The following is a 26,994-nucleotide window of genomic DNA, read 5'->3' on the forward strand; positions in this document are numbered from 1 at the left end:
CCTTGGTCACAGCTGTGCCGTGCGCACCGGAGCACTCCGGTGCGCACGGCACGGGGTGGAGGGGTCAGGCGCCGGGGCCGGAGATCCCGGAGTCGGTCTGACCGCTACCAACAGTAACGATCGCCCTCGGGAGGGCGTCACCCGACCCGTCCCGACGGTCGCTGGTGTCGGGAAGCCGGACGGGCTTGCCGTCCGCCCGCGAGGCGCGGGCCGGGGCCCGGCCGATCCAGCCGAACAGCAGGGTGTCCTCGCCCTTCAGGTAGCGGTGGCACCGCACGCCGCCCGTGGCGCGGCCCTTCGTCGGATAGGTCTCGAACGGCGTCACCTTGGCCGAACCGGCCTGTGTGCCCTCCAGTGCGCTGGAGGAACCGGAGACGGTGACCACCACCGAGTCCTCCGGGCTCGGGACGGCGCCGAACCAGAGCACGCGGGCCTCCTCCGACAGGCGCACGCCCGCCACGCCCCCCGCCGGCCTGCCCTGCGGGCGCACGGTGCTCGCGGAGAAGCGCAGCAGCTGGGCCTCCGAGGTGATGAAGGCGAGGTCCTCCTCGCCGGAGGAGAGCTGTGTGACGCCGATGACGCGGTCGTCGTCCTTGAGCGCGATGACCTCGAAGTCGTCCTTGTTGGGCGGGTAGTCCGGGGCGACGCGCTTGACCACGCCGCCGACCGTGCCCACGGCGAAGCCGGGGCCCGACGCGTCCATGGCCACCACCGACACGACGCGCTCGCCCTCCTCGAGCTGGACGAACTCCCCGACGTCCAGGCCGGAGGCCAGGGGCGGGCGCTCGTCGTCGCGGTCCGGCAGCTCGGGCAGCTCCACCACCGGGACGCGGATCATCCGGCCGAGGTCGGTGACCAGGCCGACGTCCGAGCGCGAGGTGGTGGGCACCGACACGTGGATCGCGTCGTGCCGGGTGCGCAGCCCCTCGTAGACGCGCGGCGCCGCGGCGCCCTTGCTGCGGCCGATGGCGCCGTCGACGCCGAACAGCACGTGGCAGGGCTGGTCGGCCATCTCCAGCGGGACGACCGCGCTGCGGGCGGCCCCGTCGCTCTCCCGCAGCTGGGTGCGGCGCGGGGTGGCGAACTCCTTGGAGACGTCGGCGAGCTCCTTGGAGACCACGCGGCGCAGCTTCTTGTCCGACTCCAGGATCGCGGTGAGGGAGTCGATCTCCTGGTTGAGCTTCTCCCGCTCGGTCTCCAGCTCCAGTCTGTCGAACCGGGTCAGGCGGCGCAGCGGGGTGTCCAGGATGTAGCGGGCCTGGGTGTCGGACAGGCCGTAGGCGCCCATCAGGGACTCGCGGGCCGCCGCCGTGTCGTCGGCCTCGCGGATGAGGGCGATGACGCGGTCGATGTCCAGCAGGGCCGTGACCAGGCCGTCCACCAGGTGCAGGCGCTCCTGCCGCTTCGCGCGGCGGAACTCGCTGCGGCGGCGGACGACCTCCAGGCGGTGGTTGACGTACACCTCGAGGAGTTCGCGCAGGCCCAGGGTCTGGGGCTGGCCTTCCACGAGGGCGACGTTGTTGATGCCGAAGGACTCCTCCATCGGCGTGAGCCGGTAGAGCTCCTCCAGCACGGCCTCGGGGTTGAAGCCGTTCTTGAGCTCGATGACCAGGCGCAGGCCCTGGGTGCGGTCGGTGAGGTCCTTCAGGTCCGAGATGCCCTGGAGCTTCTTGGACTGCACCAGCTCCTTGATGCGGCTGACGACCTTCTCGGGGCCCACGTTGTAGGGGAGGGCCGTGACGACCAGGCCGGTACGGCGCGCGGAGACCTTCTCGATGGCGACGGTGGCGCGCGTCTTGAAGGTGCCCCGGCCGCTGCGGTAGGCGTCGCGGATGCCGTCCAGCCCGACGATGGTGCCGCCCGTGGGCAGGTCCGGGCCGGGCACGAACTCGGTGAGCTCCTCCAGGGTCGCGTCGGGGTGGGAGATCAGGTGGCGTGCGGCGGCGATGACCTCGCCCAGGTTGTGGGGGGCCATGTTGGTGGCCATGCCCACGGCGATGCCGGACGCCCCGTTGACCAGCAGGTTGGGGAAGGCGGCGGGGAGGACCTCGGGTTCGGTCTCCTGGCCGTCGTAGTTGGGCTTGAAGTCGACGACGTTCTCGTCGATGGACGAGACCAGCAGCTCGGCGGCGCGGTCCAGACGGGCCTCGGTGTAGCGCATGGCGGCGGGGGCGTCGTCGCCGCCCAGCGAACCGAAGTTGCCGTGGCCGTCGACCAGGGGCACGCGCATGGCGAAGGACTGGCTGAGGCGGACGAGGGCGTCGTAGATGGCGCTGTCACCGTGGGGGTGGAGCCGTCCCATCACGTCCCCGACCACACGGGCGCACTTGACGTGCCCGCGGTCGTGGCGGAGCCCCATCTCGTTCATCTGGTAGAGGATGCGCCGCTGAACCGGCTTCATGCCGTCGCGGGCGTCGGGGAGCGCGCGTTGGTAGATGACCGAGTACGCGTACTCCAGGAAGCTGCCTCGCATCTCCTCGGAGACGTCGATGTCGATGATCTTCTCGGCGAGATCCTCGGGGGGACGGGAAGTAGTACGGGCCATGTCCGTAATTCTGGCCTGTGCCGGAGACTGAAACGTACGCGGACGCGTGGTTGGACGTGTGTGAGTCGCGCGACTGAGGGGTTTTGACCCCTTGCGACGTGGTTTTCGCCCCGGATGCGCGGAGGGGGCGAAAACCACGTCGCGTGACCGGGATGCCCGGTCAGCCGCGGGTCACGGCCTGTTCGCCGGCGGGGACCTCGAGCGAGGCCCCGTCGGAGAAGGTGACGGTCACCGGGGACGGGCCCGGGTTGAAGGCGGTGTAGGTGCGGGTCCCGCCGTCGTCGAACACCGCGTAGTGGGCGGTGTCGGCGGTGACGGAGGCGTCGACGGTGCCGGCCTCGGCGAGGGTGGAGACCCACTGGTAGGTGTGCGGCTTGGAGCTGCCCGCCTCGGGCTCGTAGCTCTGCCACTGCTCCTCGAACATGCGCAGGGCGTCGTCGCCGTCGGAGAGGGCCCGGTGCGCCCAGTGGATGTCCCTCCAGATCTCCGGCTCGCGACCCAGCCTGTCCACGAGCGACCGGTAGACGGTCCCGGCGTGTTCGGGGTCGTGGCCGAGGTAGAGCGACCCGGCGGTGATGGGCAGGTAGTTGATGCCGTAGTGCTCCTCGTCCCCGCCGTCCCACCAGATGCGGTAGTCGCCGCCGTCGCCCCACACCATGCCGACGACGTCGTGCCCGAAGTCCTCGGGGAACGCGCCCCCGTCCCCGTTCTGCCAGTAGCGGGAGACGGTGGAGGCCTGCGTGGTGTGCAGGTACACGCCGAGGTCGCGGATCTCCTCGTCGCCGGTCAGGGAGCCGAACAGGGTGGTGGCGGCGGCGAAGTGCATGCCCTCGGAGGAGGACTCCTGGTTGTTGCCCGCGGCGAAGCCGGCGTGCCCGGACGCCCACCCGTGCCCGGCGTAGGGCGAGAAGGAGCGCAGGCGCGGGAACATCGGGTCGTCGGGGTCGGTGGCGGCCACGTCGCGGATCAGGAGGCGGACCATGCCGCCCCAGGCGTCCTCGGCCGCCCACGCGCGGTCGTAGCGGGCGACGACGGCGGCGGCCGAGACGATGTAGCCGTAGTGGAAGTCGTGGTCGTTGAGCTCCTGGGCGGCTCCGAAGCTGTCGGGGTAGCCGAGCATGGTCCCCCACTCGGCGTCGTAGTGGAACTGGCGGGAGCCCCCGGCCGTCAGCCAGTCCTCCAGACGGCCCCTGACCAGGTCGAGGAGCTCGTCACGGGCCTCGGTGTGGCCGATGGAGTCGGCGATGGGGACGAGCTGGGCGAGGCGGCCCATGGCCTTGCCGTCCCAGTAGGTGTCGCCGGGCTCGGGGAACGGCTCGCCGTCGGCGAGGACCTCGTCGATGAGCTGCCGCATCCGGTCGCGGTCGGCGCCCTCGGCCGTGGGCAGGCCGGGCAGCATGCCGTTGGTGGTCAGCTCCGTCGTGAAGCTCCCGCCCTCCGCGACGCGCATCTCGCCGCGCGGGGACGTGTAGGACAGGCCGGTCACGTCGGTGACGGCGTTGTCCCACTGGTGGGGGTAGAGCGCCATGAGGGTGCCGGTGCGGTCGCCCTCGACCGCCTCGGTCTCCACCCGGTAGGTGCTGGTCAGGGTGGCCCCGGCCTCGTCGTAGTCGTAGTCGACCACGGAGCCGGTGACGACGGAGTGGGCGTAGGGGGCGAAGGCGTCCAGGTCTTCGGGGGAGGGGAGGACGGCGACGGAGTAGTGGCCGCCGTCGCCGGTGGCGGCGGTGAAGGTGTCGCCCGACCGGGTCCAGGGGGAACCCGACGGCGCGAACAGCGCGTAGTGGCGGCCGCCGACGCTCGCGCCGACGACGGAGCCGTCCTCGTGCCACACGTCGGGTGCGCCGCTGAAGCTCACCTCGGCGTCGCCGCCGCTGGTCTCGGCGTAGGCGAAGGGCAGGCCCTGCCCGATGGTGACGCGGAGGGTGGGGCCGCCGCCCGCCCACTCGGCGGTGACCGTCCAGTCGCCGCTGTCGGCGACCCGGGTGTCGGGGGAGTCGAGGCCGACCGCGCCCAGGGAGAGGTCGGGGACGTGGGGGAACTCGTACTTGAGGCCGTCGGCCACGAGCCGGGGGGTGTCGGGGTAGCCCATCTCCAGGCCGCCCTCGTGGGGGTGGTAGCTGGCGGGGTGGGCGAAGAGGTTCTCGCCGTGGGGGTTCTCCGGGTAGCGCTGGAAGATGAGGGAGGACCACCACTCGTTGGTGGGGGCCGCGCCCTCGTAGTCGTCGGTGACCTTGGGGGAGGCCGGTGCGCCGCTGAGGTCGGAGGGGCCGGAGGCCCCGGCCGGGAGGGTGTCGGTGTAGCTGCCGGATCCCACGGGGACGGCCGCGGCGCCCGTGGCCGCCGCGGTGGTCGCGGGGACGGGCCCGGTGAGCGCCGGGAGGGCGGCGCCGGTGAGGAGGAGGGCGGCGCCGGCCGCCAGGAGCGCGGGCCGGGCGGGCCCTCCCCGTCGTCGGGCCGGGGCCTCGGGGGAGGCGTGTCGGGGGCCGGTACGGCCCCGTGGTCGGTGCATGTCCGTGTCCTTCCGCGGTGCGTGTCGCGAGGAGTCGGGAGCGCTCCCAGACGCGAGCGCCCCAGACGTGAGCCCTGGCGTCGAGTGTTCAGATACCGGTTCGGGAGTGCAATGCCGGGAAGACGGATAGTTTCCGTTTCGTTACGCGGAGTGTTCTGGGGCTCTTTCCGGATGCGGTCCCCCCGGGGACCGGGTGCGGCGGGCGCCCCGGCGCCGCGCCGGAGCGGAGGTCCTCGCGCGTTCTGCCTGTGGACGACCCCTCCGATGTCCTCCGGCTCTGGTACCAAGGAGGACATGGCCACACCCACCGCTGACACCACCGTCCCCGCCGACGCCTCCGGCGGCGCGCTCCGCGAGCAGGCCGAGGCGCACCTCCGGGCCCTGGCCGGGGACTCCGCACGGCTGCGCGAGGACCAGTGGACCGCCATCCGCGCCCTGGTCGCCGAACACCGCAGGGCACTCGTCGTCCAGCGCACCGGCTGGGGCAAGTCGGCGGTGTACTTCGTCGCCACCGCCCTGCGCCGGGCGGAGGGCGCGGGCCCGACCGTCATCGTCTCGCCGCTCCTGGCCCTGATGCGCAACCAGATCTCGGCCGCTGAGCGGGCCGGCATCCGGGCCCGGACCATCAACAGCTCCAACACCACCGCGTGGGAGGCGACCTACGCCGACGTCGCCGCGGGCGAGGTCGACGTCCTGCTGGTCAGCCCCGAGCGGCTCAACAACCCGGAGTTCCGCGACCGGGTCCTGCCGGAGCTCGCCGCGGGCGCGGGCCTGGTCGTCATCGACGAGGCCCACTGCGTCTCCGACTGGGGCCACGACTTCCGCCCCGACTACCGGCGCATCCGGTCCCTGCTGCACGACCTGCCGGACGGGGTGCCCGTCCTGGCCACCACGGCCACGGCGAACGAGCGGGTCACCCGCGACGTCGCCGAGCAGCTCCAGGCGGGCGGCGAGCGCCAGGACACCCTGGTGCTGCGCGGCTCGCTGGAGAGGGAGAGCCTGCGGCTGGCCGTGGCGCGGCTGCCCGACCCCACGGCCAGGCTCAGCTGGCTCGCGGAGCACCTCCCCAAGATCCACGGGTCGGGGATCGTGTACACGCTGACCGTCAGCGCCGCCCAGGAGACCGCCCGCTTCCTCCGGGAGCAGGGGCTGGAGGTGCGCGCCTACACCGGGCAGACCGACCCCGACGAGCGCCGGGAGGCCGAGGACGACCTCCTCGCCAACCGGGTCAAGGCGCTGGTGGCCACCAGCGCGCTCGGCATGGGCTTCGACAAGCCCGACCTGGGGTTCGTCGTGCACCTCGGCGCGCCGCAGTCCCCGATCTCCTACTACCAGCAGGTCGGCCGCGCCGGACGCGGCGTGGAGCGCGCCGAGGTGGTCCTGCTGCCCGGCCGCGAGGACACCCAGATCTGGGAGTACTTCGCGGGGCTCTCGTTCCCGCCGGAGCAGACCGTGCGCCAGACCCTGGACGTGCTCGCGGCGGAGGGCCGGCCCCTGTCCGTGGCCGCGCTGGAGACCCGGGTGGACCTGCGCCGCACCCGGCTGGAGCAGATGCTGAAGGTCCTGGACGTGGACGGCGCGGTCCGCCGGGTCCGCGGCGGGTGGGAGGCCACCGGTCGGCCGTGGAGCTACGACGCGGAGCGGTACGCGGCCGTCACCGAGGCGCGTGAGCGGGAGCAGCGCGCCATGCTCGACTACATCGACCTCGACACCTGCCGCATGGAGTTCCTGCGCCGCCAGCTGGACGACCCCGAGAGCGTCGCCTGCGGGCGCTGCGACGTGTGCACGGGCGAGTACTGGAGCACCGACGTGGACCCCGGGCGCCGTGAGGCCGCGGCGGAGCACCTCGACCGGCCGGGCACGCCCATCGCCCCGAGGCGGCAGTGGCCGTCCGGCATGGACACCCTGGGGGTGGGCCTGACCGGGAAGATCAAGGACGACCTCCGCGCGGGCGAGGGACGGGCCCTGGGCCGCCTCACCGACATCGGGTGGGGCAACGAGCTGAGGCGCGTGCTCGCGGACGACGCGCCGGACGCCCCGGTGGACGAGCGGATGCTCCAGGGCGTCGTGCGGGTCCTCGCCACGTGGGGCTGGGAGCGCCGGCCGGTCGGCGTCGTCGTGATGCCGTCCCGCACACGGCCCGCCCTGATCGACGACCTCGCCTCCCGCCTGTCCCGGCTGGGGAGGCTGACCCCGGTCGGGGCGCTGGAGTACGGAGGGGCCGTGGAGCAGAGGAAGCACAACAGCGCCATGCGCCTGGCCCAGGTGTACGCGTCCCTGCGCGTCGGCGACGAGCTGCGCGAGCGGCTGGCGGCGGTCCAGGCCGAGACGCCCGGACCGGTCCTGCTGGTGGACGACTACACCGACACCGGCTGGAGCCTGACCGTGGGCGCCGCCCTGCTCAGGAGCGCGGGCGCCCCCGAGGTGCTGCCGCTGACCCTGGCCACCACCGGGGGCTGAGCGCCGCCGCGGGGTGCGGGCCCGCCGTCCCCCGACGCGGACCGGCGGGTGTGCCGCGGCGCTAGCCGCGGCACACCCGCCGGAACGGAGGCGTGCGGGGTCAGCGGATGCGCTGGCCGCGGGGGGCGCCGCGCCGGACGGGCTGGCCCTCCCCCAGGTCGGGCCGGGCGCCCGGCTGGTGCAGGGCCCGCGCGGCCAGGCGGTGGGCGCGGCCCAGCGCCTCCTTGGGATGGCGGCCGGCGAGCCACGCCGGGAGGAACCCCGCGATGAAGGCGTCGCCGGCCCCCACGGAACCGGGGGAGGGCTCCACCGGCTCGGCGGGAGCGGTCACGCAGTCGTCACGGGTCTTGGACGCCCACAGGCCGCCGCCCTGGCCCAGCTTGAGCACCACGTTGGGGAACCAGGCGGTCAGCACCTTCGCCGCGGCCTCGGGGTCCTCCCGGCCGGTCAGCACCCTGGCTTGGTCGACGTTGGCGAACAGCAGCCGCGCGCCCTGGGTCCAGTCCAGGAAGTTCTCGGCGCCCGCGCGCTCCAGCGGTGCGTGCGAGCCGCCGTCGACCGAGATCGACATCCCGCTCTCGCGGGCCATCCGCAGCGCCACCCGGGCCGCGCGCCGGGAGTCGGCGTTGATCAGGGTGTACCCCGACACGTGCAGGTGCCCGTCGGGGCCGAACACGTCGCGGGGGAGGTCCTCGGGCTGGAGGCGGGCGTTGGCGCCGGGGTCGCTCAGCATCGTGCGGTCGCCCCGGTGGGTGATCATCACCACGCAGGTCCCCGTGGGCCGCTCGGGGTCCATCACCATGCGCGAGTCCAGACCGTAGCCCATGAGCTCCATCTCACGGGTCCGGCCGGTGATGTCGGAGCCGCGGCGGCCGACGAAGGTGGTGTCGGTACCCTCCACGGCCAGCCACGAGGCGATGTTCGCCCCGGAGCCCCCGCCATACATGATCACGGACGCCGGAGTGTCGCTGCCGCGGGCCAACGGGTGGAACGCGCGCGCGACGGCGTCGGTCATCAGGTCACCGATCACGACCACTCGTGTCATTTCGCCAGCCACCACCGAGGGTTATAAGAATCCGTGCTCGCACGACGTTAACAGGTGAACCGTCAGCGGCGTGTAACGAACTGAACGCGCCCCGGCCACACGTCGGCGGAAGGACGCCGATCGCCGCTGTGGAGGGCGTCGCCGCGCCCCGGGAGCCCTCCGCGATGAGCATTGCGTCACGTGGGGCCGGTGGCCCGCACGGGCCGACCGGGGGCCGGGGAGGGCGTACCGTGCGGACGCCCCGGGGCGTTTTCGCGGTGCCCGCATGGACTTTCCCCGGATTCGACCGATTGTCGTCTAGTCTCGCAGTCGTGCAGTCCTACCCGAATCACTGGGAAGCCGACGTCGTCCTGACCGACGGAGGCACCGCGCACCTGCGCCCCATCACCCCTGAAGACGCCGACCTGCTGCGCGAGTTCCACGCACGCCTCTCCCCGGAGACGATCTACTACCGGTTCTTCGCGCCCTACCCCAAGCTCTCCGACCGCGATGTGAAACGGTTCACGACGGTCGACTACGAGGACCGCGTGGCCCTGGTCGCCACTATCTCCGACTCCCTGGTCTCCGTGGTGCGCTACGACAAGGTCGCGCCCGAGGAGGCCGAGGTCGCCTTCGTCGTGGAGGACGGCCACCAGGGCCGCGGCCTGGCGTCGGTGCTGCTGGAGCACATCGGCGCGGCCGCGCGCGAACGGGGGGTGCGCCGCTTCATCGCCGACGTGCTGCCCGAGAACCGGCGGATGATCAACGTCTTCCGCGAAGCCGGGTACACCGCCCAGCAGACCTTCGACGAGGGGGTCATCCGCCTCACGCTGGACCTCCAGCCCACGGACGACTCCACCGAGGTCATGCGGGCCCGCGAGCAGCGCGCGGAGTCGCGCTCCATCGCCCGGCTCCTCTTCCCCGACTCGGTCGCCGTCATCGGCGCGAGCCGGACCGCCCACACCATCGGCCAGACGGCCCTGCGCAACCTCCTCGGAGGCGAGTTCCAGGGGCCCGTCTACCCGGTGCACCCCGAGGCCAAGGCCGTCGTGGGCGTGCGCGCCTACCCCTCGGTCCTGGACATCCCCGACCAGGTGGACCTCGCCGTCGTGGCGGTCCGCGCCGACATGGTCGTCGACGTCGTCGAGCAGTGCGCGGACAAGGGCGTGCTCGGGCTGGTCGTGGTCAGCTCCGGGTTCGGCGAGACCGGCCCGGAGGGCCGCGCGCGCCAGGACGAGCTGGTGCGCACCGCCCGCGCCGCCGGCATGCGCGTCGTCGGCCCCAACTGCCTGGGCATCGCCAACAGCGACCCCCGGGTGTCGCTCAACGCGACCCTGTCGCCCGACCTGCCCCCGGTGGGGTCGATCGGCTTCTTCTCCCAGTCCGGCGCCCTGGGGCGGGCCATCCTCCAGCGGGTGGCCGAGCGCGGGATGGGCCTGTCCACGTTCGTCTCCGCGGGCAACCGCGCCGACGTGTCCGGCAACGACCTCATGCAGTACTGGCAGGAGGACCCCGCCACCGAGGTCGTCCTGCAGTACCTGGAGTCGCTCGGCAACCCGCGCAAGTTCACGCGCCTGGCCCGGCGCCTCGCCAAGCAGAAGCCCGTCGTGGCGGTGCGCAGCGGCGGTTCCGCGCAGACCACCCCCACCGGCCACGCGGCGGGGGGTCTCGCCCTGCCCGACTACGCCGTCACCTCGCTGTTCCAGCAGGCCGGGGTGGTCCGGGTCGACGACATCACGCAGATGTTCGACGCCGCCCAGGTGTTCGCCTACCAGCCCCTGCCCAAGGGGCCCCGGGTGGGCGTCATCGGCAACTCCGACTCCCTGGAACTGCTGGTCAAGGACGCCGCGGTGCGTCAGGGCCTCAAGCCCCACGACCCGGTCAACCTCGGCCCCCAGGCCACCGCCGAGGACTTCGACCTCGCGTTGGAGACGGCCCTGGCGGCCGACGACGTGCACTCGGTCGTGGTCGTGTTCATCCCCGCGCTCCACCCCATCTCCGACGACGTCGCGCGGGTCCTCAGAGCGCGCTCGCTCGGCTCCGACAAGCCCATCGTGGCCACCTACCTGGGACGCCAGGGGCTCCCAGAGGAGCTGCGCCACGTCGGCGACAGCGGCGAGACCCTGCGCGGATCGGTCCCCTCCTACCCCTCGCCCGAGGACGCGGTCCGCGCCCTGGCCTACGCGACCCGCTACACGCAGTGGCGCAACCGCAAGCCGGGACGCCACCCCGAACTGCCCGACATCGACGGGGCCCGTGCCCGCGCGACGCTGGTCCGCGCGCTCAGGAACGCCAAGCCGTCCGCGGACGACGTCGCCTGGTTCGGCGGCGAGCGCCGCTACGACGAGGAGACGGCGATCTCCGGCGAGGACGCCCGCGATCTGCTGTCCTGCTACGGCATCACCGCCTACCCGGACATCCCGGTGTCCTCGGCGGAGGGCGCCGTGGTCGCCGCCGGGCACCTCGGCTACCCGGTGGTCGTCAAGGCCGACTCGCCCGACCTGCGGGTCCGTGCGGGGGGCGCGTTCGTCCGGGCGGACCTGCGCACCCCGGAGGACGTGCGCAGCGCCTTCCTGTCGCTGTACGACCGGTTCGGCGCGGAGGCGGGGCTCGTCGTCCAGCGCATGGCCGCGCCCGGCGTGCCCACGGTGATCCGTGCGGGGGACAACCAGTCCTTCGGGTCGGTGGTCTCGTTCGGCCTGGCCGACGTGACCGCCGAGCTCCTGGACGACCGGGCGTTCCGCCTGGCCCCCCTCACCGACATGGACGCCGCCGACCTCATCCACGCGGTGCGTGCGGCGCCCCTGCTGTTCGGCCTCCCCGCGGGCGCGACCTCGCTCGCGGAGCAGCCCGACGTGGAGGCGCTGGAGGAACTCCTCATCCGGGTGTCGCGCCTGGTGGAGGCGTTCCCCGAGATCGGCTACGTGGACCTGGACCCGGTCCTCGTCAACGCCACCGGGGCCCACGTGCTGGGCGCGCGCATGTGGCTGCGGGAGGCGCCCGAGGTACGGCCCGACGCGGGGCCGCGGAGGCTGCGCGGGGTGACGTTCTGATCAGGGGGTGGTCCGCCCGCTTCTCGGCCCGGTCGCGAAGTGTCACGGGAAAGGGGCAGGATAGGGGTATGAGGAAAACACGTGCCGTGTCCACGGACTGGCGACTGGAGATCGAACGCAGCGGGTACTACCCCGCGCTGGTGATCGACGCCGTCGCCCAGGCCCTGGGCGGCGAGAGCGCCGAGGCGTTCATCGTGCACCACGAGGCGACCTTCGACCCGGCGATGGAGATGCGGCGGCACATCACCGTGATGCTGCTGACCGCGACCCGGCTCGTGGTGTGCCACACGGACGAGCACCCGCCGAACGAGACGGAGGGCACCTCGCACGCGTCCACCACGACGGACAGCATCCAGATGGGCAACATCCAGTCGGTCGCCCTGACCAGGGTGGTGCCCAACCCGGCCCAGTACACCCCGGGCAGCCTGCCGAGCGAACTGGTGCTGAGCGTCAACCTGTCGGTCAACTGGGGCGCCGTCGCCAACATCGACCTCGAACCGGCCGCCTGCGCCGACGAGACGTGCGAGCTCGACCACGGCTACACCGGCGCCATCACGGCCGAGCCCCTCACGCTGCGGGTGAGCGAGGCCGCCGACGGCGCCGCGGCGGTCTCCGCGATGATGCACTTCGCCGAGGCCCTGTCCACGGCCACCACGCGCTGACCCGCCCGGCGGGGCGGGCCGTCCTCCCGGGGGCGCGGACCGGACCGGTCCGCGCCCCCGGGCGTGCGTGCGGGGTCGCGGCCACGGTCGGCGGCGGCGAGGGGCCGGCTCCGCCGGTTCGCGTAACATTCCCGCGTCGGGGTGTGACGGGGACTTAACGAACCGGGCGTGACGAAGCGTGGTGCCTCGGCGATCGGTCCGTCTAAGGTGGAAGCGGATTCGCGCATACCGCCACAAGCGAGACGCGACCGGTCACGAGCCGCCTGCGTACGCACGCCGGGTCCGACAGGTCCGCGCGCGGTTCACCCCCTCTCCGCGCACGCGGGGATGGACACGGAGAAAGGTCAGCCTGCGATGACGCAGCACCCGTCCCCGATGCCCCCGGACGACGCCCCCCTGGTGCGCCTGTCCGTCGACCGCGCCATCGCCACGGTCACCCTCGACTCCCCCGGCAACCGCAACGCGCTCTCCGCGCGGCTGCGCTCCGAACTGTCCGCGGCCCTCGCCGAGGCGGTGGCCGACGACGGGGTGCGGGGGATCGTGCTCACCGGCACGGGCCCCGTGTTCTGCGCGGGGGCCGACCTGAAGGAGGTCGCGGCGGCGCTCCAGGGCGCCCCGACCGAACCGGCCCCCGAACTCCCCGAGATCTTCGAGCAGGTCATGGGCGCCCCCAAACCGGTGATCGCCGTCCTCAACGGCGCCGCCCGCGCCGGGGGGATCGGGCTGGTCGCCGCCGCCGACATCGCGCTCGCCCCCAAGAGCGCCACCTTCGCCTTCACGGAGGTGCGGATCGGCGTGGTCCCCGCCGTCATCTCCGTGCCGGTGTCCGCGCGCATGCACTCGCGCCAGCTGAGCCGCTACTTCCTCACCGGTGAGCTGTTCGACGCCTCGGCCGCGGCCAAGGCGGGCCTGCTCACCCAGGCCGTCCCCGACCGCGACATGGCCCACGCCGTGGACGCGGTCCTCCAGGGGCTGAGGGGGGCGGCCCCGCGCGCGCTCTCCCGCACCAAGGAGCTCCTGGGGGAGCTCGGCTCGGGCGCGCTGGCCGCGCCCGAACGGCGCAAGGAGGCGTTCACGCGGATGGGCGAGCTGTCCGCCGAGTTCTTCTCCGGGGAGGACGCCGCCGAGGGGCGGGCGGCCTTCTTCGAGAAGCGCGCCCCCCGGTGGGCGCGGTAGCGCAGGCCCGGAACGGGGCGGCCCCGGCCGGGAGGCGGGGCGTCCGGACCGTCGGCCGTCCGGCATGCGCGGCCCGGGTGCGCCCGCTCCCCCCGGCAGGCCACAATGGTCGGGTGAGCTACTCCGGAGATACGAGGGTCGGCGGCCCCGCCGACCTGCGACGACTGACCAACCTGACGATCAGCAAACTCACCGTCGGCCCGATGGACAACAACGCCTACCTGCTGCGTTGCCACTCCACCGGTGAGGCGGTACTCATCGACGCCGCCGCGGAGCCGGACCGGATCCTGGACATGGTCGGCGAGGGCGGACTCGCGCGGGTGATCACCACCCACCGCCACCAGGACCACTGGACGGCCCTCGCGGAGGTGGTCGGCCAGACCGGGGCCCGGACGGTGGCCCATCCCGACGACGGGGAGGAGCTCCCGGTGTCGGTGGACGAGCCCGTCGTCCACGGGACCCGGATCCCGGTCGGCGAGAGCTCCCTCACCGTCATCCACCTCCGCGGGCACACGCCCGGGTCGATCGCGCTGCGCTACGACGACCCGGACGGCCGCACCCACCTCTTCACGGGCGACTCGCTCTTCCCGGGCGGTGTCGGCCGCACGTGGTCGGACGAGGACTTCCGCACCCTCTTCGGGGACGTGGAGGAGCGCGTGTTCGGAGCGCTCGCCGACGACACCTGGGTCTACCCCGGGCACGGCGCCGACACCACCCTGGGCGCCGAGCGGCCCCATCTCGGGGAGTGGCGCGAACGCGGCTGGTGACGGCGCCCCCGCGGCGGAGCGGCTGCCGCCGCCCCCGGGGCGCACGGCCCCGCGGCGCGGCTCAGGCGCCGAAGCAGCAGAAGCCCGCCCGCCCGAGGTGCACGGCCACCGCCTCGGGCGCGGGCACGCCGCCGGCCAGGGCGCGGTGGAAGCGGCGCATGGCCTCGCCGGTCCCGGAGTCGCCCACGGGGACGGGGCTGGCCACGACGGTGCGGGCCCCGGCGGCCAGGAGGACGCCGGCGAACCCCAGCGGAGCGCCGGTCCGCCCCGCGAAGTCCCTGCCGCTCCAGCAGGTGGACAGGACCACGGTGTCCGGCACACGCGGGAGGGCCGACAGGTCGCAGGCGAGCATCGGACCGTCGGAGAGGCCGACGGAGGCCAGCATGGGCGAGCGGTCGGGTACGCGCCCGTGCCCGGCCACGTGCGCCAGGTCGGCCCGCCCGATCCCGGCCAGCACCTCCCCGCGCCTGGCCCGGTCGCCGGCGAGCACCCGCGCCCCCGGGTAGAGGTCCGCCAGCCGGGAGACCTCGCGGACGGCTCCGCCGGGTTCGGGGGCGGCCACCAGGAGGACGCGCCCGGGGCGGGGCGCGACCGGGCCGGGCTCCCGTCGGCGGTCCAGCCAGAAGCGGGCGGTGGGCACCAGGTTCACGGGGCGTCCGCGCAGCGCCGGCAGCATGCCCCAGGGCGGGTCGCCCAGGAAGGGGTCGCTGGCCACGACCAGCGGCCGGTCCCCGACCAGCGGCAGGGCGGGGCCGAGCAGGGCCCGGGTGGCGAGGGCGGCCGCCTCGCGCGCCGTCGCGCCGGGCGGGCGGCCGGGGACGAGGAGCGGGTGGACGAACCGGGAGAGGGCCCGCGCCACCCGGGGGAGCGGGCCCAGGACGCGTGCGTGTACGCGCCCGGCCACCGCGACGAGCACCACCGCGTCCCCCGCTGCCCTGGTGTACCGCAGGAACGCCCTGTCCCCGAGCCGCTCCAGGAGGGGGCCGGTGACGGGGCGCGGACGGTCGGCGCGCTCCGGGGCGCCCGGACGGGGTGCGGGGGCGGTACGGGGCGGTCGGCCCCGCCGCCGGTCCCCGGCCTGACGGGGGAAGGGGGCGTCGCCGGGTTCTCCCGCGGCCCGGGCCGCGTGGTGGGCCCGCCAGCGCGCCGACTCCCAGAGGCGGGCCGCCGCGTCCGCGTCCCGGTCGTGGACCAGTGCCTCGCGGTACCGGTCCGCCAGCGCGGCCGTCCCGGGGTCGTGCGCCAGGGGGCCGGGCACGCGCGGCACGGCCCAGGTGCGGGCCAGCTCCGCCCATTCCACGGCGGCGGACGCGTCCCCGGCCGCCAGGGCGCTCTCCAGCCCCGCCCGTACGACGTGCGGGTCCTCGACCGGCCCGCCCGGCCGGGGCGCGGCAGGCCCGCCCGCCGGGACCGGCGCCCCGTGCCGGGCGGTCGGCGCGCCCCGCGCGGTGACGGCCAGCGGGACCCTCGCCGCCAGGGCGTTCTCGGCCCGCTCGACGGGTGACAGCGGGCGGGGGCGGGCCTCGCGCAGGGCCCTGTGCTCCAGGCGGGCGGCCAGCCGGTGCCAGAGCGATCCCCCGCCGAAACCGCGGCGGACGCGGCGGGCCAGCTCCGCCGCGCGGCGGTGGTCGCCCCGCAGGAGCCACAGCTTGGCCTCCACCAGCAGCGTGCTCGCCGATGACGACCCCCCGTCCGCCCAGGGGCCGTCCGCGAGGACCTCCGCGGCCTCCTCCACCAGCCCCTCGGCCAGCAGCGCCTCCGCCAGGTCCACGTGCAGGGCCTCCCTCCGGGAGGAGGGCAGGCGCGGGGCGAGCGCGTGGAACGCCGCGATGGCCGCGGAGGCGTCGCCCCGGTAGAGGCTGAGGCAGCCCAGGTTCTGGCCGGCCACCATGCCCAGCAGGGGCAGCCCCCGCTCCTCGGTGAGGGAGAGGGCTTCGCGCAACTGGTCCTCGGCCCGGTCGAAGCGGCCGCACAGGATCTGCGCCAGGCCGAGGTTGACGAGGAGCCCGGGAACCACCTGGGCCGCCTCGGACACGGGATGGCCGTCCAGGCGCAGGCGGGTGTCGGTGAGGAGGTCCACGGTCTCCTCGAACCTGCCGTCCTGGGCGAGCCGGACCCCGTGGGTGACCCGGGAGAGGAGGGATCCTCCGGAGCGCGACACGCGGTCGCCGGGCCGGAGCGCGGGAGGGGAGGCGGAGGGGGACGTCGGTGGACCGAGGGACACGACCGGCTGCCTTTCGCCGAGGGGCGGGCCGGAACCAGTGATAGCAGGGTCGGAGTCCGCGGGGGAACGGTGTCCGCGCCGCTGTGGACGAACCGGGGGGAGCGAAAACGGACGAAGCGGTGCGGGCGCGGACGAAGGGGAGCGGGTTCGCGCGCGTCCCCAATCCGGGTTCGGAGCGTCCTGTTCCGGGTGGACGGCCCCGGCCCGTCGTCACACGGTGAACCAGGCGGTGACCACCGGAGGGCGCCCCGTCCTGAGCAGGGACAGGCTGATCGGCCCCCGCGGCAGCCCGTCCAGGGAGAACCGGCCGTCCTCGCCCACGGGCGGGCTGGCGGTGGCGCCGGGGCGGCGCACGCGCAGGACGGCGTGCTCGAAGTCCCCGGTGACGAGTCCGGACAGCGAGCGCGTACGCCCGTGCGCCCGGACCTGGAGGTCCACGGCCACGCCCCCGTGCTCGAACCGCAGAGCGGCGGTCACGGCGCCGTCCTCCGCGCGTGCCGCCTCGGTGGCCGGGACCGTGTCCGCGCGGGTCCGTGCCAGGTCCGCCGCGTCGTCCGAGCGGTCGAAGGCCGCCAGGGCGGCGGCCCTCCCGTCCTCCGCGTGCGGGGGCCGGGAGGCGGGGCCGGTGTCGGGACGGTTCCTCACGTGGGTTCCTCCAGGAGGCGGCGGAGTCTGCGGAACACGCGGCGCCGCTGGTTCGAGGCCGCCCGGGGGTTCGCGGGGCCGTCGCCCCCCTCCGGGAGCGCGGTCCGGCCGGCGGAGCCGGGGCCGGGCGGGTCGGCGAGGTAGGCGAGGGCGGCGCGCCGCTCGGCCGGGTCGGTGAGGCCGCGGATCGCGCGGTGGAGCTCCTCGTCGCGCTCCCCGCGCAGGTACTCCGCCTCGGGGTCCGGCGCCCCGGCGAGCGGGAGGGCCGCCAGGTCGTGGGGGTCCACGGCGCGGTCGAGGGACCCGGTGCGCCGCTGGCGGGCGCAGGTCCGGTGGGCGACCCGGCGCAGCCAGGCGCGGAGCCGTCCGGGGTGGCGCAGGCGGGGCAGGTGCTGGTTGAGGGTGAGCCACACCGTCTGCACGGCGTCCTCCCGGTCGGGCCCGGAGAGCCGGTAGGAGCGGGCGATGGCGTTCACCACCGGCAGGTGGCGGTCCACGATCCCCTCCCAGGCGAGGTGGTCGCCGCGCAGCGCGCGCCGCACCAGGTCGGCGTCCTCCGCCGACCCGTCCGGGGGGTCGCCCGATGCGTCCCGCGGGGACCGGTCGGCCCTCACGTGCGGGGGACCGGCGCCGTGGGCGGGCGGGGGCCGCCCTCCGCCGGTGCGGGCGGCGGGTCCGTCGGCGGGGACGGGGCCGGTTCGCGCGCGGTCCGGGGCGAGGGGGTCGGGCGGTTCGGCGAAGGCGGGAGCGGGGCCGGTTCTGGCCGAAACCGACAACAGGAGGGGGGCTTCCTCCCCCGAAGGGGTCGAAAGTACGGTTTGAGGAGATGCCTGGGTGCCACGGATGTCCTCGTGCGACTGGTCTGACAAACCCGCCCCCACTATGATCGGACTCCCTGCTCGTCCGTGGCCCACGCTAATCCCTGGGGCCGCGGTCAGGGAGGGGAACGCTGGAAAATACCAGCTGGTGAGCTGGTTCTCAGGGTGCCCTTGGGGCACAATGGGGCAAAAGTATTCAGGCGGGTATGCAACCTTCTCGTGGTACGAGGGCGTCGGGGAAGCGCACTCGTTCGTATCAGGAGGTTCGGTGTCCGCACGTGGCGTCTTGTACGTCCACTCCGCGCCGGCGGCGCTGTGCCCACATGTCGAGTGGGCGGTCGCGGGCGTCGTTGGAGTACCCGTGAAACTCGACTGGGTCGCCCAACCGGCGGCTCCCGGCAACCACCGGGCCGAGCTCAACTGGCAGGGGAAGCCGGGGACCGCGGGCGCGGTGGCCTCGGCGCTGAACGAATGGCAGCGCCTGCGCTTCGAGGTGACCGAGGAGGGGTCGCCCGGGTGCGACGGCGTGCGCTACAGCTACACGCCGTCGCTCGGAATGTTCACCGCCGTCACCAGTGCCGCCGGCGAGGTCCTCGTTCCCGAGGGGCGGCTGCGCCACGCCATGGAGCGTGCCGCCGCCGACGGGACCGACCTCGCGGCCGAGATCGAACTGCTCACCGGGCGCTCGTGGGACGAGGAGCTGGAGCCGTTCCGCTACGCGGGCGACGGCGCGCCCGTCCGCTGGCTCCACGCCGTGGGCTGACCCGGGGCCGGGCGCCGCGCCGCGCGCCGGGGTGGGCGGGACGCGGGGATCGCCCGGGAGAACCTGCTGGACGCCGCGCGCGCCGGGGCGGGTGCGCCCCTTCCGGCGCCTCCGGGACGCCCCGCGGGCCGCCGCGCCGGAACGGGCGCGGGCCCTTGCCCGTCCCCGTCCCGGCGCGCGCCCGGACGCCGGAGCGGCCTCAGGGGGGATCCTCCCCGCCGGGCCAGATGACCGAGGCCAGCAGGACGGCGGCCCAGATCCCCAGGGGCACCAGCGGCCAGTAGGGCACGAGTTCGCCGCCCATCAGGCTGACCGTCCCCCACACGCCGGTGAGGGCGACCGCCACCCCCGTCCACCAGCGCCACTCGTCCCCCCACTCCCGCCGGGGCAGGGAGAGGACGGACAGGTCGCCCCCGGAGGGCGCCTCGCGGAACCGGGGGTCGCGGCGCGGATCCGCGAGGGGCGTCCCCGGACCGGGGCCGGGGAGGTCCTCCGTCAGCGGCCGCAGGTCGCCGACGAGCACCGCGGTGAGGGCCAGGCCCACCCGGCGGTCGTACTCCTCGTGGTCCAGGCGGCCCTCGACGAACGCGACGGTGAGGCGGTCGACCGCCTGGTCGCGCTCGGCGTCAGAGGCGCGTATCCGGTTCGGCGGCAGAGTTCGGCCTTCCACGTCCCACCCCCAGAGGCGCGAGTTGGTGACCACACGATACGCGCCACGACCGGCGGGGAAAAGGGATCCGCGCCACTCGTTGAGACGCCTTGCGAGGTCCTGTCGAACCGCAGGTCAGGAGGCCAGCCAGCGGGCGACGGCGCGGCAGGCGGAGGGGTCCGCGCCGCCGACCAGGCCGGTGTGCTCGTAGGGCCCCCGGTACCCGAAGGGGGAGCCGTCCAGACGGGTGACCAGACCGCCCACCTCCTCCAGGACGAGCGCGGGCGCGGCCACGTCCCAGTCGCGCACCGGCACGTCCTTCACGAACAGGTGCGCCGATCCGTCGGCGATCAGGCACAGCTTCAGGGAGATGCTCCCGCTCTCCAGGTACCCGCCGTAGCCGAAGCGCTCCCGGACCCGGCGGGCGATCCCCCGGGGCTCGGGGGTGTTGTCGGTGAGCACGCCCCGGCCGGGCGGGGCGGCTCCGAGCGGGGGGAGGGAGCGCCCGTCGCGGCGCGCGCCCTGCCCGCGCACGGCGGTGTACAGGGTCTCCGACTCCGGTGCGAACACCGCGGCGACCTCCGGCCGCCCCCCGATCACCAGCGCGGCCTGGGTGACGTACCCGGGGAACCCGTGCGCGTAGCTCGCCGTCCCGTCGACCGGGTCGATCAGCCAGTACCGGGGCGGCCGCTCCCGGCGCAGCGACGCGGGGTCCTCCTCGCTGACCACGGGGATGCGGCCGTCGATCGCGGCCAGGCGCTCCGACAGCGCCCGGTGGGCCAGGGCGTCGGCCCCGGCCTTGAACTGGTCCCCGTCCCAGGCCCCGCCGCGCGCGGCCGGGTCGGAGCGCCATGCGCGGAGCCGGTCGCCGACCGCCACGACCGCCTCGGCCATCGCCTCCGACAGGGGGTGGGAGGGGCTCGGGTACGGACCGGGGGTCACCGCGCACGCGCCGGGGCGGCGGGGACGGCGGCCGGAGCCGGCCCCCCGGGCGGCTCCGGAGGCGCGGGGGCGCGCGTGCCCGCCGGGGCGGGGGAGAGGCCGTGCGAGGCGAAGCTGGCCTCGCTGATGAACTCGTCCGTCCACCGCCGCACCATCGCCACGCCCTCACGCCATTCGTCGGTGAGCCTGGGGCCGCCGGAGACGGCCTGCCGGAGCAGCCCGGCGATCTCGTCCACCCCGGCGGCCGCGGTCAGCGCCGTCGTCGAGGAGAAGCGCGGGTTGATCTCGAAGACCCTCGGACGGCCCGCCCCGTCCAGGGCCAGCTGCACGTTGAAGGGCCCGTCGGCGCGCATCGCGGCCTGGACGGCCCGGCAGGTCCGGTCCACGCCGCAGTGGCGCCGCGTCACCGCGTACCTGGTGACCCCCTGCTTGAGGAGGACCTCCTTGGGCACGACGGCCTGGACGGCTCCGTCGCGCCACACCACCACCGAGACCGTGTACTCCGGTCCGGTGATCCGCTCCTGCACGATGAGCTCGTCGGCCGCGTAGCCGCTCTCGGCCACGGCCCGTGCCACGTCGCGGACCGACTCGACGACCGTCACCCCGCGGCTGCCGCGCCCTCTGCGCGGTTTGACGACGAGGCCGTCCGGGGCCGCGGGCTCCGGCGCGCAGGGCCGCTCCGAGGCGAGCCAGGTGCGGGGGGTCCCGATGCCGGCGCGCTCCAGCTCCCGCATGAGGACGTACTTGTCCAGGCAGGCGGCGACGAACTCCGGCCGGGGCAGGAGCACGGACAGGCCGTCCCCGGAGAGCTCGCCGGCCCGGGTCAGCTCCTCGTCCACGAGCGGGACGATCGCGACGGCCCCCTCCTCGGCGCACAGGGCCCTCATCCGCGGCAGGAACGCCTCGCTGTCCCCGGGCGGGACCAGGCGGCCTCGGTCGGCGAGGTACAGGCCCGGAGCGGCGGGGTCGATGTCGGTGGCCACCACACGGAACCCCTGTTCCCGCAGGTGGAGGATGGTGCCGGGGGTGGGAGCGGACCCCGCTGTCGTGACGACGACGGTCGGTTTGCTCGGCGTCTGCTGTGGCACCGGTTGCACCCTTCCAAGCGTGTTCGGGAGGCGGGCCGGGGGACAGCCCGAGCCTAGACCGCGAGGCGCCGGGAAGCCCGTGATTGGCCGGATCCGGTTGCCGGGACAACCGGACGGGCGGGTTGCGCGTGTATCAGGAGCCCCCGGGAGGAAAGGGCCGGGGGCGGTCGGCGCCGTGTCGCGCCGACCGCCCCCTCGGGTTCACGCGGGATCCGTCCGCGGACCTACTCCTGCTCGTACACCGGTGTGACGAGGGCGCGGCCGATCGCGTGCGAGAACAGGTTGAAGCCGAGGAAGGCCGGGCTCGCCGACCCGTCCACGTCGAGGCGGGGGACGTCCACCGCGTGCACCGCGAAGAAGTAGCGGTGCGGTCCGTGCCCGGCGGGCGGAGCGGCGCCCACGTAGCGGTGGCCGCCGGCGTCGTTGCGGAGGGTGACGGCCCCCTCGGGGAGTCCGGAACCGTCACCGGCGCCCGTCGCCAGTTCCGTGACCCCGACGGGGATGTTCGCCACGGCCCAGTGCCAGAAGCCGCTGGCGGTGGGCGCGTCGGGGTCGAAGCAGGTGACGGCGAAACTCCGCGTCCCCTCGGGGAAGCCGCTCCAGGCCAGGTGCGGCGAGGCGTCCTCGCCTCCGGCGCCCATGATCCCGCTGACCTGGGCGGTGGGCAGGGTCTGCCCGTCGGCGACGTCGTCGCTGGTCACGGTGAACGGCGCGACCTGGGGCAGGAAGTCGTAGGGGGAGGGTGGCGTGGCCACGGAAGGGGCCTCCTTCGTTCGTCTGGGTCGGCTGCCTCCGCCCGGCCGGGCGGGCCCGGAGGGCGGACCCTACGAACATACGCCCCGGCGGCCGTGCCCGCTGCGGGCCGCGGCCCCGTGTCGGCCTGCCCGGAGGGTGAGCCCGCCGGGGCCGGCCGCGCGGCCCGCCCCGGCGGATGGCGGGGAGGGGGAGCAGACAACAAACCGACCGGGCGGTACGGTGCTTGTCGACACGGGGGAACGCACCCGAGCCGGTCCCCGGACACCGACAGGGAGTCGCCATGACCACTCGCTGGGGCATCACCATCCCGCTGGAGGGCGTCCCGCTGCCCGACCAGCGCGCCGTCGTCGAGCAGATGCCGGACCTGGGGTACACCGACGTGTGGTCGGCCGAGGCCGCCGGCACCGACGCGTTCACCCCGCTGGCCCTGGCCAGCGTCTGGGCGCCCGCGCTGCGCCTCGGCACGGCGATCGTGCCCGCGTACACGCGCGGCCCCGCCACCCTGGCGATGAGCGCGGCGACCATGGCCGCGGCGGCGCCGGGCAGGTTCGCCCTGGGTATCGGCACCTCCTCCAACGTGATCGTGGAACGCTGGAACTCCATCCCGTTCGACGAGCCGTACAAGAAGGTGCGCGACACCGTGCGTTTCCTGCGGACCGCGTTCACCGGCCGGAAGGTCACGGCCGACTACGACACGTTCAGCGTCCGGGGCTTCACCCTCGGCGCGGTCCCCGAGCAGGCCCCGCCGCTGCTGGTGGCGGCCCTGCGGCCGGGCATGCTCAGGCTCGCGGGCCGCGAGGGCGACGGCGCCGTCGTCAACTGGCTCTCGGCCGAGGACGTGCGCACGGTCGCCCCGTACGTCCGCGGGGCCGGGGAGGACAAGGAGATCGTGGCCAGGATCTTCGTCGCCCCCGACACCGACCCGGACACCGCCCGCGGGGTCGGCCGGCGGGCCGTGGCCGCCTACCTCAACGTCCCCGTGTACCGGGCCTTCCACGAGTGGCTGGGGCGCGAGGAGCTGAACCCGATGTGGAGCAGGTGGGACGAGGGGGACCGCAAGGGGGCCCTGGCCGCGATCCCCGACCGGGTGGTGGACGAGCTGATCGTGCACGGTCCAGCCGAGTACTGCCGCGAGCGCGTGCGCGCCTACGCGGACAACGGTGTGACGACCCCGGTGCTCGCCCCCATCGGGCAGGAGTCCGCGGACCCGGCGGCCCTCGTGCGGGCCCTGGCCCCCGGGGACTGACCGGAGCGCCCGGGGCGGCGGAGGCCGCTACCCGCCGCCCTCCGCCAGGGGACCGAGCAGGCCGCGCGCCCGCAGCACCAGCTCCAGCTCGAAGCGCTCGGCCGGGTCGCGCAGCCGCTCGCCGAACAGCTCCTCCAGCCGGCGCATCCGGTAGCGCACCGTCTGGGGGTGGATGCGCAGCCGGTCCGCCGCCTCGTTGGCGTTCAGCCCCGACTCCAGCCAGGCCAGCAGGGTGTCGGCCATGCGCTCGCGCTGCGGCGCGCGGAGCCCCGCCAGCGGAGCCAGCCGGGTCCGCGCCATCTCGCCGACCAGCGCCGGGTCGCGCGTCAGCAGCAGGGCGGGGAGGTGGTCGCTCCACCGCAGCACGCCCCCGCCGGCGACGAGCCCGGCCCTCACCAGCTCGGCGAGGTCGCGGGCACGCGCCAGCGACACGGGCACCCGGTCCAGGGGGACGCTCGGACCGAGCACCGCGTCGGCCCCGCGCAGCGAGCGCTCCAGCGACCGCAGCCTGCCGGGCCCCTCCGGATCGGGCACCAGCGCGCACGGCTCCGCCCGGTCCAGATCGGCCAGCACGTCCGGGGGCAGGGCGGCCGTCCGGCCGGCCGGGCCGTCCCGGAGCAGCAGGGCCACGGCCACCCGCCCGGGGGCCCGCCACCGGGCGGCCCCGGCCAGCGCCGACACCGCGCGGGCGTCGTACTCCGTGCCCGTCTCGGCCAGCAGCGCCTCCAGGAGGCGGAGCCGGCGCCGGTGCAGGGCGTCCGCCCCGGCGCCGCGTACCTGGGCGTGCCCCTCGGCGGCGGCGCCCGAGACCTCCTCCTGGAACACGAAGATCGCCTCGCCCACCACGCCCATGTGCTCGCGGGTGAGGGCGTCCGCGGCGGCGAGCCTCCGCCACGCCACGGCGGCCGCCGCGCGCATCCCCGTGTGCAGGCACTCCAGGGTGCGCCCGTGCCGTGCCTCGGCGGCGCCCAGCGCCCGGAACTCCGAGGCCAGCGCGTCCGCGAGCACGGGGGAGGGGCCGCCGACCTCCACCCGGTCCAGGAAGCCGTGCACACCGGCCGCGAGCGCCCGGCGCAGCCTCTCGGCGTCGGCGGGCCCCAGGGGGGCCGAGTGCTCACGCGACCTGCGCCGGAGGTCCTCCAGGGCCTCCTCGACGAGGGAGGGGACCTGTGCGCGCAGCCGCGCGCCGAGTTCCGGCGGGATCCGCGAGAACGGTTCCGTCCCGCGGTCCTCCCGCAGTGGATGGGTCATGTCACCTCCGGCGCGGACGCGCGGCGGAGCCGCCCGTGGCACGCCCGCGCGTGCTCTGTGCGCCAGAAAGTACGGGTCTCGGCGGGACCCGACGCGGTGACGGGTACCACACGGTTCCATATCACCAGAGCCCGGACGCGCGGACAACCCCGCCCCCGCCGGGGAGGGCGCCGCCGGAGGCCGGCGGCGCCCGGTCCGGGGTCCGCCCCGTCCGCGTCGCGGGGGCCGTCCGCGTCGCGCGCCCTCCGCGCGTCCGCCCGGGGCGTGCGGCGCCGGGAGCCCGGACGGGCCCGTCGGCGGCGCGCCTCCGCAGGGGCGGGCGGGGCGGGGAGGACCGCGCCCCGCCCGGAGGGCGCCGGGAACCCGGCGGCGCGCACCGGTGGTCACCGGCCGGGTGGATGCGGTAACAATGGTGCGGACGCCCCGCCCGCCCCCTTCGGAAGGCCCCCTATGCGACGGCTGCTGCCCGCCCTGCCCCTGGCACTGCTCCTCGCCGTGACGGCCTGCGCGGGAGGGGAGGAGCGGGAGGAGGCCGCCGGGCAGACGGAGGAGACCGGCGCGGGGACGGGAGGGGGCGCGGCGCCGGACGCCGGCGCCGAGGCCGAGGCCCTGCGCGCCGCCGGGGGGTTCGTCGCCTCGCTCCAGGCCGTCGACGGCGAGGCGGGCTGCGCCCTGATCGACCCCGCCGCCCGGAACGTGCTGGTCGAGGAGCACGGGGGCGCCGACTGCGCCGAGGCCTTCCCCGCCTACGCCGAGTCCCTCCCGGACGCGGAGGGGGCCGAGGTCGGGGACGCCGTGATGGGGACCGACCTGGACGGGGACACCCCGATCGCCACGGTCACCCTGGTCTTCCCGGGGGAGGACGACCCCGGAGTCCTGGAGATGCGCCAGGACTCCGACGACCAGTGGCTGGCCACCCGGCTGCCCGGCACGACCCCGGGCGGAGCCTGAGGAGTGGCCCCCGGGAGGCGCCGGGCGCGGTGACCGTCCCGGGCCGCGGGCCCGGACGGCCCCGCTGCGGAACGGGGGGCCCGCCGCGGAACGGGGGGCCGGGGACGCGGAGGCGCGGGCTCAGGTGAAGAGGACGTAGCCCAGGATCATCCCGCCCGCCACGACCACGACGGCCAGGAGCGGCCAGAGCCGGTCGGCGACGGTCCCCGCGGCGGAGGCCGCCGGGGCCGAGGGGGAGATATCCGCATGGTCGGGGAACTTCTGCGCACCGGTCACATCGCCTGTGATACCAGACACGGCGGGTCCCGCGGAGCCCTCCCCGGCCCCGGAGGCAGCGGGGCGGGGGTCGGAGTCCCCGTATTCTGCCTGGTCGGAGCGCTGTTCCTCCCCGGCGGAGGGCTCGGGGTTCTTTGTCATTCTTTTTCTGGCCGCGTCCGGAAAGGCGTGGTCCGACCGAGGTGTCTCCCGTGTTCCGGCGGCCCCGACGACCGCGCCCGTCCCGGCGTCCTCCCTGCTCCGGCCGGCCTCCGGCGGCTCCTCCGGTCCGGCCCCGAGGGGTTCCGGGGCACCCTCCGGCCCGGCCGCCTCCGTGCTCCCGGGCGCGGCCGCCCCGCGGGGCGAACCGGGAGCGGCGTCCTGCGGTGCGTCGGGGACGGCCGGAGGGGGCGCCTCCGTGCTCCCGGGCCCGGCGGGGGCGAAGCCGTACTTCTCCTCCAGGGCCGCGGCGAAGCGCGCCGCCAGCGAGGCCGACACGGCGCTGACCGTGCCGGCGTCCAGTTCGGCGAACCGGCCGGTGAGGACCAGGTCGGTGTCGACGCCGACGACCGTCCTCCCGGCCTCGGCCCGCAGCCGCGCGGTCACCGTCGCCGAGGCGCCTCCCGCGCCCCGGCTGGCCCGGCCGGACGCCTCGACCACCGCACGGCGCGCCCCCTCGTCCAGCTCCGTGAAACGGGCGGTACCGGAGTAGGCGGCCACGAGCGGGCCGACCTTCACCCGCACCGCACCGGAGTACAGGGGGCCGTCGACGCCGGTCAGTCTCACGCCGGGCACGCAGGGGGCCACCGCCTCCACGTCGGTGAGCAGGCGCCACACGCGCCCGACCGGCGCGTTCACGGTGAACTCGGTGCTGATCCTCACGGGGCGGTCTCCACTCGGGCCCTGGGGGAGGGGTGGGCCCCGGCGGGCCGTGCCCGGGGTCCGTCGACAGGCCGGCGGACCCGTCCTCCGGAATCCGCCGACGCCGCCAGCGTACGCACCGCGCGGAGGCGGGGCGATCCGTCCGGGACACGGGGCGGACCCTTCCGCCGCGTCCGGTCCTGCGCGCCGCCCCCGGGGACGCCCCGGGGCCGGGGCCCGGGGCAGGTGCGGCACGCCGGCGACCAGCTGGGCCGCGCCGACCACGGCCTCGCCGAAGCGCGCCGGGTCGTCCGGTTCGGGCGCCGGGTCCCCGATGCCCGCCACG

Annotated in this window: 20 protein-coding genes; 8 read left to right on the forward strand and 12 right to left on the reverse strand. The window is 75.4% G+C overall.

What is annotated here, in order from left to right; all coding sequences use genetic code 11:
* Window positions 1-64: 64 nt before the first annotated feature.
* Together ACQPYD_RS07235 and ACQPYD_RS07240 are read right to left on the reverse strand one after the other, a co-directional pair.
* Window positions 65-2,545: a DNA gyrase/topoisomerase IV subunit A gene (locus ACQPYD_RS07235; protein ID WP_433700303.1), complete on the reverse strand. Its 2,481-nt coding sequence runs from the start codon at window positions 2,543-2,545 to the stop codon at window positions 65-67.
* A 160-nt stretch (window positions 2,546-2,705) separates the two neighbouring features.
* A complete protein-coding gene (locus tag ACQPYD_RS07240) occupies window positions 2,706-5,057 on the reverse strand; it encodes a glycosyl hydrolase (RefSeq protein WP_433700304.1) in 2,352 nt (783 codons plus the stop codon).
* A gap of 294 nt (window positions 5,058-5,351) precedes the next feature.
* On the opposite strand from ACQPYD_RS07240, the gene ACQPYD_RS07245 reads away from it, so the two are divergent.
* Complete coding sequence (locus ACQPYD_RS07245; RefSeq protein ID WP_433700305.1) at window positions 5,352-7,517, forward strand: RecQ family ATP-dependent DNA helicase; 2,166 nt, start codon at window positions 5,352-5,354, stop codon at window positions 7,515-7,517.
* Between the two features lie 100 nt (window positions 7,518-7,617).
* Here the strand turns inward: ACQPYD_RS07245 and ACQPYD_RS07250 are convergent, their stop codons facing one another.
* Window positions 7,618-8,553: a carbohydrate kinase family protein gene (locus tag ACQPYD_RS07250; protein ID WP_267950288.1), complete on the reverse strand. Its 936-nt coding sequence runs from the start codon at window positions 8,551-8,553 to the stop codon at window positions 7,618-7,620.
* A 320-nt stretch (window positions 8,554-8,873) separates the two neighbouring features.
* Between ACQPYD_RS07250 and ACQPYD_RS07255 the strand changes: the two genes are divergently transcribed.
* From ACQPYD_RS07255 to ACQPYD_RS07270, 4 genes are all read left to right on the forward strand, one after another.
* On the forward strand, window positions 8,874-11,594 hold the full coding sequence (locus ACQPYD_RS07255; protein WP_433700306.1) for a GNAT family N-acetyltransferase: 2,721 nt from the start codon (window positions 8,874-8,876) through the stop codon (window positions 11,592-11,594).
* An 86-nt stretch (window positions 11,595-11,680) separates the two neighbouring features.
* Entirely contained in the window at window positions 11,681-12,256 is a 576-nt protein-coding gene (locus ACQPYD_RS07260; RefSeq protein ID WP_267950289.1) for a DUF5998 family protein, read from the forward strand.
* A gap of 354 nt (window positions 12,257-12,610) precedes the next feature.
* Complete coding sequence (locus tag ACQPYD_RS07265) at window positions 12,611-13,432, forward strand: enoyl-CoA hydratase-related protein (protein WP_267948685.1); 822 nt, start codon at window positions 12,611-12,613, stop codon at window positions 13,430-13,432.
* A gap of 113 nt (window positions 13,433-13,545) precedes the next feature.
* Window positions 13,546-14,199 carry an MBL fold metallo-hydrolase gene (locus tag ACQPYD_RS07270; RefSeq protein WP_433700307.1) on the forward strand — a complete coding sequence of 218 codons (654 nt, stop codon included), beginning with the start codon at window positions 13,546-13,548 and terminating at the stop codon, window positions 14,197-14,199.
* Window positions 14,200-14,260: 61 nt separating this feature from the next.
* Here the strand turns inward: ACQPYD_RS07270 and ACQPYD_RS07275 are convergent, their stop codons facing one another.
* The 3 genes from ACQPYD_RS07275 to ACQPYD_RS07285 form a co-directional block, all read right to left on the reverse strand.
* On the reverse strand, window positions 14,261-16,423 hold the full coding sequence (locus tag ACQPYD_RS07275) for a CHAT domain-containing protein (protein WP_433700308.1): 2,163 nt from the start codon (window positions 16,421-16,423) through the stop codon (window positions 14,261-14,263).
* Between the two features lie 210 nt (window positions 16,424-16,633).
* The gene (locus tag ACQPYD_RS07280) at window positions 16,634-17,068 is read right to left on the reverse strand and encodes a hypothetical protein (protein WP_433700309.1); all 435 of its coding nucleotides are present in this window, start codon (window positions 17,066-17,068) and stop codon (window positions 16,634-16,636) included.
* Window positions 17,065-17,844 carry an RNA polymerase sigma factor gene (locus ACQPYD_RS07285; RefSeq protein WP_433700310.1) on the reverse strand — a complete coding sequence of 260 codons (780 nt, stop codon included), beginning with the start codon at window positions 17,842-17,844 and terminating at the stop codon, window positions 17,065-17,067. The genes ACQPYD_RS07280 and ACQPYD_RS07285 overlap by 4 nt, the downstream gene beginning before the upstream one ends.
* A gap of 310 nt (window positions 17,845-18,154) precedes the next feature.
* Here ACQPYD_RS07285 and ACQPYD_RS07290 point away from each other — a divergent pair, with 310 nt between their 5' ends.
* Entirely contained in the window at window positions 18,155-18,649 is a 495-nt protein-coding gene (locus tag ACQPYD_RS07290; protein WP_267948689.1) for a DUF3145 domain-containing protein, read from the forward strand.
* Between the two features lie 199 nt (window positions 18,650-18,848).
* Here the strand turns inward: ACQPYD_RS07290 and ACQPYD_RS07295 are convergent, their stop codons facing one another.
* The 4 genes from ACQPYD_RS07295 to ACQPYD_RS07310 form a co-directional block, all read right to left on the reverse strand.
* Window positions 18,849-19,319 carry a DUF1707 SHOCT-like domain-containing protein gene (locus ACQPYD_RS07295; RefSeq protein WP_433700311.1) on the reverse strand — a complete coding sequence of 157 codons (471 nt, stop codon included), beginning with the start codon at window positions 19,317-19,319 and terminating at the stop codon, window positions 18,849-18,851.
* Between the two features lie 114 nt (window positions 19,320-19,433).
* A complete protein-coding gene (locus ACQPYD_RS07300; protein ID WP_433701982.1) occupies window positions 19,434-20,192 on the reverse strand; it encodes an inositol monophosphatase family protein in 759 nt (252 codons plus the stop codon).
* Between the two features lie 44 nt (window positions 20,193-20,236).
* Window positions 20,237-21,328 (reverse strand): ATP-grasp domain-containing protein, encoded by a 1,092-nt coding sequence (locus ACQPYD_RS07305; RefSeq protein WP_433700312.1) that lies wholly within the window; start codon window positions 21,326-21,328, stop codon window positions 20,237-20,239.
* 224 nt (window positions 21,329-21,552) lie between these two features.
* Window positions 21,553-22,083: a YbhB/YbcL family Raf kinase inhibitor-like protein gene (locus ACQPYD_RS07310; RefSeq protein ID WP_267948693.1), complete on the reverse strand. Its 531-nt coding sequence runs from the start codon at window positions 22,081-22,083 to the stop codon at window positions 21,553-21,555.
* A gap of 281 nt (window positions 22,084-22,364) precedes the next feature.
* On the opposite strand from ACQPYD_RS07310, the gene ACQPYD_RS07315 reads away from it, so the two are divergent.
* Entirely contained in the window at window positions 22,365-23,330 is a 966-nt protein-coding gene (locus tag ACQPYD_RS07315) for an LLM class F420-dependent oxidoreductase (RefSeq protein ID WP_433700313.1), read from the forward strand.
* Window positions 23,331-23,357: 27 nt separating this feature from the next.
* On the opposite strand, the gene ACQPYD_RS07320 is transcribed toward ACQPYD_RS07315, so the two are convergent.
* On the reverse strand, window positions 23,358-24,581 hold the full coding sequence (locus tag ACQPYD_RS07320) for a PucR family transcriptional regulator (RefSeq protein WP_433700314.1): 1,224 nt from the start codon (window positions 24,579-24,581) through the stop codon (window positions 23,358-23,360).
* A 450-nt stretch (window positions 24,582-25,031) separates the two neighbouring features.
* On the opposite strand from ACQPYD_RS07320, the gene ACQPYD_RS07325 reads away from it, so the two are divergent.
* Window positions 25,032-25,532 carry a hypothetical protein gene (locus tag ACQPYD_RS07325; protein ID WP_433700315.1) on the forward strand — a complete coding sequence of 167 codons (501 nt, stop codon included), beginning with the start codon at window positions 25,032-25,034 and terminating at the stop codon, window positions 25,530-25,532.
* Between the two features lie 120 nt (window positions 25,533-25,652).
* On the opposite strand, the gene ACQPYD_RS07330 is transcribed toward ACQPYD_RS07325, so the two are convergent.
* On the reverse strand, window positions 25,653-26,669 hold the full coding sequence (locus ACQPYD_RS07330; RefSeq protein ID WP_433700316.1) for an SRPBCC domain-containing protein: 1,017 nt from the start codon (window positions 26,667-26,669) through the stop codon (window positions 25,653-25,655).
* Between the last annotated feature and the right edge of the window lie 325 nt (window positions 26,670-26,994).

The sequence above is a fragment of the Nocardiopsis sp. CA-288880 genome (assembly GCF_050955985.1).
Lineage (GTDB): Bacteria > Actinomycetota > Actinomycetes > Streptosporangiales > Streptosporangiaceae > Nocardiopsis > Nocardiopsis tropica.